This is a genomic window from Dyella silvae, assembly GCF_026421305.1.
Taxonomy (GTDB): Bacteria; Pseudomonadota; Gammaproteobacteria; order Xanthomonadales; family Rhodanobacteraceae; genus Dyella; species Dyella silvae.
On record NZ_JAPJBQ010000006.1, the window covers coordinates 250,900 to 263,085 of the forward strand.

The following is a 12,186-nucleotide window of genomic DNA, read 5'->3' on the forward strand; positions in this document are numbered from 1 at the left end:
CAATACACCGCCACTTCCGTTTCTTGTTTGCGCAGACAACAGGTGTCCTCTTGTTTACCTCATGGCTTCAACATCCGCTGACCCTTCGGGGCCGCCTGGTCGAACTTCGTCCGCTGGAGAAGGAAACACTGGACGAACTGTTTCACGTCGCCAGTGATCCGGAGATCTGGCGGCTGACTTCGGTGGACTATTCCGACCCGGCCATCTTCTACCCCAACTTCGAGTTAGCTCTGAGCGATCGGGCGTTGGGCAAGGCTTACCCCTTTCTGATGTGCCTGGCCGACAGTGGCCGCGTGATCGGCACCACCCGGCTGCTCGACATGCAGCCTCAGGACAAGAAGGTGGAGATTGGCGTGACCTGGATGGCGCGCGAGTGCTGGGGCAGCGGCATCAACATGGAAGGCAAACAGCTGCTACTTGAGCACTGTTTCGACACCCTCGAGGTCAACCGGGTGCAGTTTCGGGCCAAGGCGGACAATGCCAGATCCCGCCGCGCGCTGGAGAAGATTGGAGCGACATTCGAAGGCGTCATGCGGCAGGACAAGATGGAACCTGGCGGCAGGCCCAGAGATACGGCTTTCTACAGCATCGTGCGTGCGGAATGGCCAGACGTGTACGCCCGGCTCGCCGCCCAGCTGGCAACCCGCCGTTAACCCCTGCCGCACCTGGTTGCAGAGGGCTACACCTCCGCGCCCGGCCGGACACCGACCGTTGGCACTAGCGCTTTATTCCGATGCGCGCTGCTGGCCGCCGTGCTAGCTTGGTTTCCAGGCATGGCTGCCCCGCAACGCGTTTCTGTTGCCCGCACTAGGCGGTGGGGTTGCCCGCATGGATCGCCCGTGATCGCGTCAGTTTTGACCGGAACCAGGGGGAACCAGCATGGGACACGACAAGACACGCTCCAGCGTTTCGATTGGCGAGGTGGACTGGAGCAGTCCGCAGCTGAGCGATCTGCTGAAGAAGGCGGATGGCTGGAACATCGACCAGCGAAGTCACCTGCACCCGCAAGAGGTTCAGATCCGGATCACCTGCGGATGGAGCGCAGGCGACGCCAGCGAATCCGCGCTGCTTATCGCCGAGATCGACGGCGCCATGGTGCTGGCCACCCGCATCCCGCTGCCGCATGGTGTGGAGGTCGAAGTGAGCTGCCAGACCGGTGGCAACCTGCGGACGCGCTCCGGCGTCGTGGTGGAAGAACGCGAAGGCCACCGCGCGGAAGACCGGCAGCAAGAGCTCTTCCTGAACTGGGTGCGCATCCGCTCTCGTTAACCGCGTTCACCACCAGCCACGACGCGGTAGGGGCCTGTATGACCCACCCTGAGACCCGCCATCGGCCCAGGTCGCGGCCCCGCGGGCAGCAGCCGCCCCCCATTAGCGTGTAAAATGGTCGTTTTTTAGCCAGTAGTTATGGTGCAGGCCTCCCAACGGACGACAGTCCGTGGCCCGACGTTCATTCGCTTGCTTGCTCGCCTGACGGACGTCGGCGTTACCCAATCCAATCCATCGCTGTCGGACCGGCTGAGTCACTGGCTGGACTGGACGCAGGCCATTGCGCTTTCCACGGCGCTGGATGGCAGGCCGTCCGCGCCCGCTGCCGATGGGCATGCCTTCGGCAGCGCCGAGGAAGACGAGTGCGCGCGTATGCGCAGCGCACTGGCTGACGCCATCTGCAACGACGCGGAGCTGGCTGCCCTGAAGCAGCAGGAGGCAAGGCAGGGCGGCGATAACGTCGCCGTGGATTACACGCCCTTTCGCCAGCGCTATCTCGCCATGCAACGACGGATGCAGACGGCCACCGGCCATCTGCGTGGCCGCCTGCGCGACATGCTCGCCGGGAAGTCGCCCGATATGGCCCGGCTGGCGGAAGTGGACGCCGTCATGGAGCGCGCGCTGAGCCCGCGCGAGCAAACGCTACTGGCCTCCGTACCCACCGTGCTCGGGGACCACTTTGAACGATTGCGCCAGGCCGACGCGCAACGAGCGGATAACGCCGCAAGCGCCTGGCTGGATGTGTTTTGCAGGGATATGCAGAGCGTGTTGCTCGCCGAACTGGATGTTCGTTTTCAACCGGTGGAAGGCCTGCTTGCAGCGCTTCGCACCCGCTAACTGGGACGTCATGTCTAGAAATCTTCTCAACTACGCTGTGTTCGTTGTGGGCCTTGCCGCTGTGTGCTGGATCGGCGCGGGCTACATCGGTTCGAATCCGCTCGGCGCGGCCGTGGCAGCAGTCATCGGCGCGTGCTATCTCGCCGGCGGGCTGGAACTGCATCGCTACCGGCAGGCCACTGCCACGCTGCAAGGCGCGGCGGCGGAGCTGTCGACCACGCCCGCCAGCCTTGGCAACTGGCTTGAGCGCCTGCATCCCAGCCTGCGCAACGCGGTGCGTCTGCGCGTTGAGGGCGAACGCGTGGCCCTGCCGACGCCAGCCCTGACGCCGTATCTCGTCGGCCTGCTGGTGCTGCTGGGCATGCTGGGCACCTTGCTGGGTATGATGGCGACGCTTCGCGGCACCGGACTGGCGTTGGAAAGCGCGACCGACCTGCAGGCCATGCGTGGTTCGCTCGCCGCCCCGGTGAAAGGACTCGGTTTCGCGTTCGGCACCTCCATTGCCGGTGTCGCCAGCTCGGCCATGCTTGGGCTGCTTTCAGCGCTGTGCAGGCGCGAGCGCCAGCAAGCGGTGCAGCTGCTGGACACCCGGATCGCGACGACGCTGCGCACCTACTCCAAGGCCTATCAGCGCGAGGAAGCCTTCAAGCTGCTGCAGCAGCAGACCGAACTGATGCCGGCCCTGGTCGATCGCCTGCAAACCATGATGGCGACCATCGAGCAGCACAGCATGGCCACCCATGAGCGCCAGATGGCCAGCCAGGAAACGTTCCACGGCAAGACCGAGGCCATCTATGCACGCCTTGCCTCTTCGGTGGAGCAGTCGTTGAAAAGCAGCGTGGCTGAAAGTGCCCATGCCGCCAGCGCAGCGTTGCAACCGGTGGTGGACGCCACCATGGCGGGTCTGGCACACGAAGCTACCGCGCTGCGCGACACCGTTACGCACGCCGTGCAGCAACAGATGGACGGCTTGTCGAGCCGCTTTGAAGCGACTACCGCCACCGTCGCGGATATCTGGAACCAGGCGCTGGCGACGCAGCAGCAGTCGAACGAAGCGCTTACCCAGGATCTTCGCAGCTCGCTTGAGCTTTTCACCGGTACCTTCGAGCAAGGTTCCACCCGTCTTATCGAAGGCATCGCAACACGCCTCGATACCGCCGCCGGTAGCGCGGCGGACGCCTGGCAGCAGGCACTCTCGCAGCAGACAGCCGCCAACGAGGCCATGGCCACGCGCCATCAGCACGGGCTGTCCGCCGCTGCCGCCACGTTTGAGGAACATGCAGCGTCGCTCGTTCGGGTCGTGCAGACCTCGCACACCGACTTGCAAACCGCGCTCGAATCACGGGATCAGGAACGTCTTACGACCTGGACGGCATCGTTCGACGCGATGACCACGGCGCTGAACCAGCAATGGGAACAGGCGGGCGAGCACGCGGCGAACCGCCAGCAGCAGATCTGCGAGACGCTGACGCAAACGGCCAACGACATATCGGCACAGGCGCAGGCTCACGCCCGCGACACCATCGCCGAAATCTCCCGTCTGGTGCAAGCCGCCTCGGAAGCGCCCAAGGCTGCGGCCGAAGTGGTTGCCGAGCTGCGTCAGAAACTTTCCGACAGTATGGTCCGCGACACGGCCATGCTGGAGGAGCGCAGCCGTCTGCTCGCCACGCTGGAAACCCTGCTCGATGCCGTCAATCACGCATCCACCGAGCAGCGCACCGCGGTCGATGCGCTGGTGGTCACTTCGGCAGATCTGCTGGATCGCGTCAGCACGCGCTTCACTGACCATATCGAAGGCGAGACCGGCAAGCTCAGCGCGGTGGCCGCCCAGGTCACCAGCAGCGCGGTGGAAGTGGCCAGCCTCGGCGATGCGTTCGGCGCAGCCGTGCACCAGTACGGCCAGTCGAACGAAGCGCTGATGGAGCGCCTGCAGCACATCGCAGAGGCCATGGATAAGGCGCTGGCGCGCAGCGATGATCAGCTCGCCTATTACGTGGCGCAGGCGCGCGAAGTGGTCGATCTGAGTGTGCTGTCGCAGAAGCAGATCATCGAAGAGCTGCAACAGATCGGTGGCCCGAAGACCGCCGCCGAGGCTGAGACGGCATGACTGACGAGATGGAGGTCGAAACGGAATCGACCGCGCCGATCTGGGCCGCTTTTGGCGACCTGATGTCGGTGCTGCTGGGTGCATTCGTGCTCATTCTGGTCGGCGTGATCGCCGTGCAACTACAGCTTTCGAGCCGTCTCGACGAAGAGGTCAAACAGCGGCAAGCGGAAGAACAACGCCGCGTGACGCTGGAGCAGGCGCTGGCCGCGCCACTGGCCAGCGGCCGCGTGACGCTGGTGAACGGACGCATCGGTATTCGTGGGAGCGTCCTGTTTGCGCTCAACTCCGATCAGCTTCAGCCCGAAGGACGCGACGTGCTCAAGAGTCTGGCCGGGCCGCTTACCGACTACCTCAAGTCGCGCAATGAAATCCTGATGGTCAGTGGCTTCACCGATGACCAACAGGTACGCGACAGCAACCGCCAGTTTGCCGACAACTGGGAACTGTCGGCCGAGCGCGCGTTGACGGTCACCCGCGCGTTGATTGCCGATGGCGTGCCCGCCTCGTCGGTGTTCGCGGCGGCGTTCGGCTCCGAGCAACCGGTCGCGCCGAATGGCAATGAAGACGGGCGCGCCCAAAATCGGCGCGTGGAGATTGCGCCGATTCCGAAGCCCTCCACGACACCGCATGAGTAATCGCAAGACAACGGCGCGGACTGCGCTCGACGCGTGGCGTGAGCAACAGGCTGATCGTCTGGATCCCATTCGCTTCCATCTCATGGAAGCGCTGGAGCGGCGTGTCGCCCGCCATGAAGGCGAGGCGCGACGACTGCTGGACGGCAAACTGTCCGTGCTCGTCGAAGCCTATGCCGGTGATCTCGCCCGCGCCGCACCCCGCGGCGGCGATGTGGAAGCGCCGGACGCAGCCACGAATACCACCCTGGTCGGGTTGGTCGATCTCATCGCCAGCCATGCGTCAGCGCGCGTGGGCGTCTCCGTGCCGGATCATGTGACCGCTCAACCTGCCGTTCCTGCAACGCTGGAAGCACTCGGCGAGTTCAGAAAGATCTGGTCCAGGCTTCGCACGGAGAGCCAGCTTCGGCAGTCGATGGAACCGGCGCCCACCAATGCGGGCCCGCTTAACTCGAGCGCCCTCGTGCACCGGTCGATTGCGCTGATGCGCGAGCTGTCACCGGGCTATCTCCAGCACTTTCTCTCCTATGTCGACGACTTGTCGTCGCTGGAACCGCTGGGCGGCATCAGTGCCGTCACGGCCGGCGATGCCCCTCAGGCGGCCGCTACCGCCAAGAAGCCCCGAAGCCGGTCGCGCGCGCGGCGCGAGTAGCCTTCAGCGCCCACGCCTACCTCGTCGCCAAGGTTGGGGTGCCCCGACCATGCGGCACGTTGTCACGACGGGTTGTGATCCTCGAAATCGCCCGCCTGCGCCCCTTGCGCCTCGAACGGCTTCTGCGCGAACATAAACATGCATTCACCATACATGTTCATTCCGCCATGCGACTCAACGTCTTCACCGACTATTGCCTGCGCACCCTCATGTATCTGGGTTTGAACGAGGGAGCGCTCTCCACCCGTGGCGACATCGCCGCCGCCTATGACATTTCGGACAACCACCTGATGAAGGTGGTGAACTGGCTGAGCCGTGAAGGCTATATCGAAACGGTTCGCGGTAAGGGCGGCGGCATGCAGTTGGCGCGCGAACCCAGTGCCATCTCGATCGGCGAAATCGTTCGCGCCTGCGAGGCGTCCACGCCGCTGGTCGAGTGCTTTGACCCTGAAACATCGAGCTGCCGCATCACTCCCGTGTGCCGCCTCAAGGGCGTTCTCGGCGAGGCGATGGAGGCCATGTACAAGGTGCTCGATGGCTATACGCTTGCCGACCTGCTGACCAGGCCGCGGCCGCTCGCGGCGGTGCTGCGCATCGCCTAACTCCCCCAACACACCCATTGGAATCATTCCGCGTGGATATCGATTATCACTACCTCATAAGTTGCATTCTATATACATCTTTGTAGCGAACTGACGCAGCACTGGCAGGAGACATTCCATGCAATCAACACGGAAGCTATGGCGCTGGCTCGCCATCATGTTTTTCGCTTCCTTTGCCGTCCTCGTTTGGCTGGGGCGGGAAATTTATCTTGAGGCGCCACCGATTCCCCAACGCGTGGTGACCACCGATGGCAAGCTGATATTTACCGGCGAACAGATTCAGCGCGGCCAGCAAGCCTGGCTGCAGGCGGGTGGCCAGCAAATGGGCACCGTGTGGGGCCACGGAAGCTATGTCGCGCCCGACTGGTCGGCCGACTGGCTGCATCGCGAAGCTATCGCTCTTCGCGAAGCGTGGGCCTCGCAGCAGTACCACAAGCCGTTTGATCAGCTGGCACCGGAACAGCAAGGCGCACTGTCCGCCAAACTGAAGTCGGAGCTGCGCACCAACACTTACGACAAGGCTACCGGCACGCTGACTGTCAGCGCCGATCGCGCCAAAGTGATCGCTGCGACGGCAGATCACTACGCCGGCCTGTTCGGCGACGATCCAGCGCTGGACAAGCTGCGCGAGCAATACGCGATGGTGTCGGCGTCGCTGACCAACAAAGACGACCTGGCAGCGCTGCCTGCCTTCTTCTTCTGGTCGTCATGGGCCGCCGCGACCGACCGTCCGGGCGAGACCCATCTCTCCTACACCAGCAACTGGCCGCATGAGCCGCTGATCGACAACGTGCCCACCACCGCCAACGGCATGTGGTCCATCGCCAGCATCATCGGCCTGATTGCCTGTATCGCCGGCATGGTCTGGTATCACGTGTCGCACCACGACGAATCCGACCCGCCGGTGCCGAAGGCCGATCCACTGTTCAGCCTGAAGCCGACGCCGTCGATGCGCGCCACCATGAAGTACTTCTACGTGGTGATCGGGCTGATGCTGCTGCAGATCTCCATGGGCGTGATAACGGCGCACTACGCAGTGGAAGGAAACAGCTTCTTCGGTATTCCGTTGGCCACGGTGTTGCCGTGGGTCGCCAGCCGAACCATTCATACGCAGCTCGCCGTTTTGTGGATCGCCACCGCCTGGCTGGCCACCGGTCTGTACATCGCGCCGGCGCTTTCGGGGCATGAACCAAAGTACCAACGGCTTGGCGTGAACGTGTTGTTTGGCGCACTGCTGTTCGTGGTGGTGGGATCGCTGGTGTTCGGTTGGATCGGCACCATGCAGAAGCTGGGCTTCCACTACGCATTCTGGCTGGGCAATCAGGGCCTGGCGTATACCAGCATGGGCCGCGTGTGGCAGATCCTGCTGTTTATCGGCCTGATGTTCTGGCTGCTGCTGATGGGCCGTGGTTTGTGGCCGGCACTGACGCGTCCGTCGGAAAGCCGCGGCCTGATCGCCATGGTGTTTGTTTCCGCAACGTGCATTGGCCTGTTCTACGCCACCTCGCTGGCGTGGGGCGAGCACACGCACTACTCGATGATCGAGTACTGGCGCTGGTGGCTGGTGCATCTGTGGGTGGAAGGCTTCTTTGAAGTGTTTGCCACCGCCGTGATTGCGCTGATCTTCTCGCGGCTCGGCTTGATTCGCGCGTCGACGGCCAATACCGCCATCGTTCTGGAAACCATCGTGTTCCTGTTCGGCGGCATTCTCGGCACGCTGCACCACTTGTACTTCACCGGCACGCCCACGGCCGTCATTGCATTCGGTGCCATGTTCTCTGCGCTTGAAGTGGTGCCGCTGGCTCTGGTGGGTTTCGAGGGCTATCGCAACTACCAGCGAAGCAAGGCCGCGCCGTGGGTGGCGTCCTATCGCTGGACCATCCTTTGCTTTGTGGCCGTGGGCTTCTGGAACACGGTGGGTGCCGGCCTGCTCGGCTTCACCATCAATCCGCCCATCTCGCTGTACTACGTGCAAGGTCTCAACCTGACGCCGGCCCATGGCCACGCGGCACTGTTCGGCGTGTACGGCATGCTCGGCATCGGCCTCAGCTTGTTCTGCCTGCGCGGACTGGCCCCGAATGGCCAGTGGCCTGACCATTGGTTGAAGCCTATGTTCTGGCTGCTCAACATCGGCCTGGCGATGATGGTGTTCATCTCGCTGCTGCCCTCGGGCATCTACCAGGCCTGGGCCAGCGTGGAATACGGCTTGTGGTACGCCCGCTCGCCGGAGGTGGTGCATTCGAGCCTGATGCAGACGCTGGTCTGGCTGCGTGTACCCGGCGATATCGTGTTCACGCTCGGGGTGCTTTGCTTCGCCACGTTTGCGGTCAAGCTCATCGCACCTGCTCGTCGACGTCTGGCGACCGAAACCGCCTGATGGTCTTCGCGGCGCGCCCCGCAAGGGCGCGCCGCCTTCTGTTTTGCTTACTTGCGCGGCGCGATGATTTCGCTCAGATAGTCCGGTGTACCATTCACGCGCACCAGATGCGGATACTGCAGGCCGTCGTGATAATCCACCGACACCGTGCGATAGCCGCCTTGATACTTCAGCAACAACTGAATCGGCGTCTTGCTGTTCTTGGCTGCGGTAATCGCACTCTTCAGCGCGTCGCTTGAATAGTCTTCGCCATTCACCGCCACCACCGTGGCACCAGTGCTGACGCCAGCCTTGAACGCCGGACCGTTCCAGCGCACGTCGTTGATCACACCCTTATCGGCCATGGTCAGTCCAATCGACCACGCAAAGTTGTAGAGGTGGCGCGAGGGTTGCTGCCGGCTGTTGTACTGCTTCTCGAAGTCGCTTTCCTGCTCGGTATAGACCAGCTTCCAACCGGTGGCGGCGAGGCCGTTCTGCAGCGGCGGCTCAAGCGTGTCGACGTGCGCTTTCAGGAAGCCCGCCCAGTCATACGGCGCAACGCTGTTCAGGGCCGCCACCACGTCGTCAAAGGTGTACGTCTTGGTGACGTAGCTGCCATTGTCGACGCCAAAGAATGCACGCGCGAAATCGTCCAGCGATTTACCGTCACGCGTGAGGGCACGCAGCTTGGCGTCCACCTCCAGCCACATCATCTGGCCGCCGCTGTAGTACTCCTCGCTCATCTGCCAGCTGCGGTAAGGCAGGCTGGAACGGCGAGCGATGGTCGCGTCGTTGGTGGTATCCGTCAGCGTGCGCCACTGGAAGCCCGGGCGGTTGCGCTCGTAGTTGGCCGCCGTCATGGCCAGTGCATCGCGGAATTCCTGCGCCGACCACAAACCGGCGCGTGCGGTCAGCACGTAGCCCCAGTACTGTGTCTGCCCTTCGTACACCCATAGCAGCGAGTCGCCCATCGGCACGTTGAAGTTGGGCGTCCACAAATCAGCCGGGCGGCGGAATTTGCCGTTCCACGAGTGCACGTACTCGTGCGCCAGCAGGTCGCGTCCTGGCGCGGCTTCCTTCCACGCCGTGAAGTAGTCGGCGTCGAGACCATCTTCACTGGACTGATGGTGCTCGGTGCCGTTGCCACCCATCTGGTCCGACAGCGAAAACAGAAAGTCGTAGTGGTCGTAGTGATGCGAGCCAAACAGCTTCACGGCCTGGGTGACCAGATTGCGATGCGCCTTCTCCTGCTCCGCGTTGATCTCCAGGAATTTCGGCGCATCGGCAAACACGTCGAGATACACAGGCGCATCGCCACCCGGGTTGAGATCAACCCGCTTGAAGAACTGACCCGCGTAAACCGGGGAGTCGACCAGGTTGTTGAACGTCACCGGCTTGAAGGTCACGGTATCGCCGGTTTGCTTGGCGGTTTCCAGCGCCGTGCCGAACTTCCAGCCTTTGGGCAGGGTCATGCTGGCCGCATACGTGATGCCTCGCGTGTAGTAGCCCGCCGGATACAACGCGACCTTGCTCCACTCCATGTCCATCATGCGATCGGTGATTTCATAACCTTCGCTTTCGGTACGGCCCGACAGGTACTGAAACTCCACATCGAGGGAGGAAACGCCCTCGGGCACGTCCACATGGAAGGCGTACACGTTGTATTTGTCGCGCAGCCATTTCAGCGGCTGGCCGTTGGCGCTGAGCTTGAGGCCGGCGAGCATGGCGATGGGTCCGGTCGGCGAGTGATCGCCCGGAATCCACTGCGGATACAGCAGCGTCAGCGCACCCGCCTTGACCGGCATCGTCTGCTTGACGCGAAAGATGCCCTGCACCGTGTCGCTGGCATCCACATGAATCGTCACCGTGCCGGGATACTTCACGTCCTGCGGCGGCGGTACGCTGTCTGCATAGGCCTGTTGCGCAGTGGCATGGCCGGCGCCAAGCGCCAGCGCCACCGCCAGGGCGAGACGTGAAAACGTACGACGCGTGGCAACCGCACCGACGGCGGCAGGGACACGGGACATGAGGGACTCCGGCAGGCAAGTGAATGGTGCGGCAACTTAACACTATCGCCAGGCGGTAACGCCAGCACCGTAGCCCCTCTGCTGCTGCCCTTACGACGGCCGCGCCGTAATCCGTGTAAGCACCAGCCAGGTGAACAGTGCTACGCCCAGACCTACCGCGATGGTGCCGATGCCGAGTACCGGATCCACCCCCGGCACACCTTTAAGCTGCGCCGCCAGCCCCAGGAGCATCATCGGCACACCGACGTTGTGCAGCCAGAACTGCCAGGTGGCCAGACGGCCCGTCGTGATCGCCGGGTAGGCCAATCCCAGAAAGCCAAACAGCGACATCGATACCCAGCCGAGCAGATTGATGTGCGCATGCACAGTCAACAGCGAATGGTCACCCGATGCGCCCATCGTGATGCCCAGCGCAACGGCAACGGCAAAGTAAACAGCTGCCATGCGAAACCATGCGCGGCTGCGAGCGTTATCGGTCATGTCGATTCTCCTCGATGGAAGCGTCGCGATGTGGGCCTGACATACCCAGCGCTTCGCGAGCGCTTTGCAGAACGGCGAATCTAACGCTACGCCTGCTCGCAGAGAACATGACTTGCGGCGGTTAAACCAAGGTCATAGGCCGTTCGTCACGGCAAACGACCTTGTCACCGATGCAATGGCTTAGGCATGCATCCGGTGCGTCAGAGGTGACGACGTCGATCACCGCTGTGGCATTGCAATGTTTTGTAGCGACTGGCGAGCGGGATGCCTTTGGAGACAAAGCGGCGAGATGGGGCCAGCCTCGCTCCGGCATGGGAGCGTAAGGCCGGCCCCGGTTTGCAGTGGACTATCTGTCTTTTGCCGAGGCCACCGGAGATAGCCAGAGGCGCTCGTGCGCAAGATCCATCGTGATAATCCATTGCCGCAACACCGGGGCGCCGATATTGCCGTCCACGACAAGATCGAGCACCTGCGCACGTCCCTTCACGGGAAGACCCTGCACCAAGGCCATGTCCAGCGGCTGCCCCTGTTTGGATGACGGATCAAGGCCCATGACGTCCGCCACCGCGCGATTGACCATGATGTCGGCATCGCTGCCGCAATCGAGCTCAAACCACAGCTTACCCTTGGGTGTCTGGACGGCCATCATGGGTGTAAGCGATGCGCCGCCGACTTCGCGTGCCAGACGCATAGGTACTTCCACCGCATGTGCGGTACGCGCACGAGCGCTGGCGGGCGTTTCAACGATGAGTCGGTTGCCCGACAGATCGAGTGTGATCAGCTTCCCCGCAAACGCATCGAGGGCCACCGAACCATCCAGCGGCGGCGCGTCCTTCGGCAACATCTTCGAGAAATCCCAGACGCCCGCTTCGGGAATGTGCAGCGCATGCCCCTCTATCTGTGCAACCACGCTATCGCACCGTGGAAGCTCGAGACGGTCACCGCGCATACGCGTGCCGGTCACACGTCCCCAGGGTTGGCACCCGGCCTTGGCGACGCCGCTGGGCATAAGCACCGTCAGCCCACCCGCCGTATCCAGCAGAACGGTGGATGGCTGTCCGCCAAGTTGCAGCTCCATGGAAGGAATGGCGCCGAGGTAAGACTTCAGCGGAATCACCCAAGCCGGTGCAGGTGCTTGCGCATGACTCGTGGCAACCAGACCGACCGCAGCCATGAAACCAAAAAAACCTCTGCGTACAAACATGGACCTCTCCCTAAGTGAGT

General features: G+C 63.0%; 11 protein-coding genes. 8 read left to right on the top strand and 3 right to left on the bottom strand.

Translation table 11 applies throughout. The features are described from left to right. Nucleotides 1-50: 50 nt before the first annotated feature. The 8 genes from OQE56_RS15305 (at nucleotide 51) to OQE56_RS15340 (ending at nucleotide 8,476) form a co-directional block, all read left to right on the top strand. Nucleotides 51-653 (top strand): GNAT family N-acetyltransferase, encoded by a 603-nt coding sequence (locus OQE56_RS15305; RefSeq protein ID WP_267225500.1) that lies wholly within the window; start codon nucleotides 51-53, stop codon nucleotides 651-653. Between the two features lie 226 nt (nucleotides 654-879). Further along, nucleotides 880-1,269, top strand: a complete 390-nt coding sequence (locus tag OQE56_RS15310) for a hypothetical protein (protein ID WP_267225501.1) — start codon at nucleotides 880-882, stop codon at nucleotides 1,267-1,269. A gap of 138 nt (nucleotides 1,270-1,407) precedes the next feature. Further along, nucleotides 1,408-2,106, top strand: a complete 699-nt coding sequence (locus OQE56_RS15315) for a DUF3348 domain-containing protein (protein WP_267225502.1) — start codon at nucleotides 1,408-1,410, stop codon at nucleotides 2,104-2,106. Nucleotides 2,107-2,116: 10 nt separating this feature from the next. Continuing rightward, complete coding sequence (locus tag OQE56_RS15320; protein ID WP_267225503.1) at nucleotides 2,117-4,213, top strand: DUF802 domain-containing protein; 2,097 nt, start codon at nucleotides 2,117-2,119, stop codon at nucleotides 4,211-4,213. After that, nucleotides 4,210-4,848, top strand: coding sequence for an OmpA family protein (locus OQE56_RS15325; RefSeq protein ID WP_267225504.1), 639 nt, complete (start codon nucleotides 4,210-4,212; stop codon nucleotides 4,846-4,848). The genes OQE56_RS15320 and OQE56_RS15325 overlap by 4 nt, the downstream gene beginning before the upstream one ends. Continuing rightward, nucleotides 4,841-5,497 carry a DUF2894 domain-containing protein gene (locus OQE56_RS15330; protein WP_267225505.1) on the top strand — a complete coding sequence of 219 codons (657 nt, stop codon included), beginning with the start codon at nucleotides 4,841-4,843 and terminating at the stop codon, nucleotides 5,495-5,497. Before OQE56_RS15325 ends, OQE56_RS15330 begins: the two co-directional genes overlap by 8 nt. A 74-nt stretch (nucleotides 5,498-5,571) precedes the next feature. After that, nucleotides 5,572-6,099, top strand: coding sequence for an RrF2 family transcriptional regulator (locus tag OQE56_RS15335; protein ID WP_323748589.1), 528 nt, complete (start codon nucleotides 5,572-5,574; stop codon nucleotides 6,097-6,099). A gap of 118 nt (nucleotides 6,100-6,217) precedes the next feature. Further along, nucleotides 6,218-8,476 (top strand): nitric-oxide reductase large subunit, encoded by a 2,259-nt coding sequence (locus tag OQE56_RS15340; protein ID WP_267225506.1) that lies wholly within the window; start codon nucleotides 6,218-6,220, stop codon nucleotides 8,474-8,476. A 47-nt stretch (nucleotides 8,477-8,523) separates the two neighbouring features. Here the strand turns inward: OQE56_RS15340 and OQE56_RS15345 are convergent, their stop codons facing one another. From OQE56_RS15345 to OQE56_RS15355, 3 genes are all read right to left on the bottom strand, one after another. Beyond that, nucleotides 8,524-10,482: a M61 family metallopeptidase gene (locus OQE56_RS15345; protein ID WP_267225507.1), complete on the bottom strand. Its 1,959-nt coding sequence runs from the start codon at nucleotides 10,480-10,482 to the stop codon at nucleotides 8,524-8,526. Nucleotides 10,483-10,572: 90 nt separating this feature from the next. Continuing rightward, nucleotides 10,573-10,962, bottom strand: coding sequence for a hypothetical protein (locus OQE56_RS15350; RefSeq protein WP_267225508.1), 390 nt, complete (start codon nucleotides 10,960-10,962; stop codon nucleotides 10,573-10,575). A gap of 346 nt (nucleotides 10,963-11,308) precedes the next feature. Further along, the gene (locus OQE56_RS15355; protein ID WP_267225509.1) at nucleotides 11,309-12,166 is read right to left on the bottom strand and encodes a hypothetical protein; all 858 of its coding nucleotides are present in this window, start codon (nucleotides 12,164-12,166) and stop codon (nucleotides 11,309-11,311) included. Nucleotides 12,167-12,186: the final 20 nt, after the last annotated feature.

Bases quoted from the DNA above. Each gene is read 5' to 3' on its own strand.
- OQE56_RS15350 (WP_267225508.1), bottom strand. From the start codon at position 10,962: ATGACCGATAACGCTCGCAGCCGCGCATGGTTTCGCATGGCAGCTGTT.
- OQE56_RS15325 (WP_267225504.1), top strand. From the start codon at position 4,210: ATGACTGACGAGATGGAGGTCGAAACGGAATCGACCGCGCCGATCTGG.
- OQE56_RS15340 (WP_267225506.1), top strand. From the start codon at position 6,218: ATGCAATCAACACGGAAGCTATGGCGCTGGCTCGCCATCATGTTTTTC.
- OQE56_RS15315 (WP_267225502.1), top strand. From the start codon at position 1,408: ATGGTGCAGGCCTCCCAACGGACGACAGTCCGTGGCCCGACGTTCATT.
- OQE56_RS15330 (WP_267225505.1), top strand. From the start codon at position 4,841: ATGAGTAATCGCAAGACAACGGCGCGGACTGCGCTCGACGCGTGGCGT.
- OQE56_RS15320 (WP_267225503.1), top strand. From the start codon at position 2,117: ATGTCTAGAAATCTTCTCAACTACGCTGTGTTCGTTGTGGGCCTTGCC.
- OQE56_RS15345 (WP_267225507.1), bottom strand. From the start codon at position 10,482: ATGTCCCGTGTCCCTGCCGCCGTCGGTGCGGTTGCCACGCGTCGTACG.
- OQE56_RS15355 (WP_267225509.1), bottom strand. From the start codon at position 12,166: ATGTTTGTACGCAGAGGTTTTTTTGGTTTCATGGCTGCGGTCGGTCTG.
- OQE56_RS15310 (WP_267225501.1), top strand. From the start codon at position 880: ATGGGACACGACAAGACACGCTCCAGCGTTTCGATTGGCGAGGTGGAC.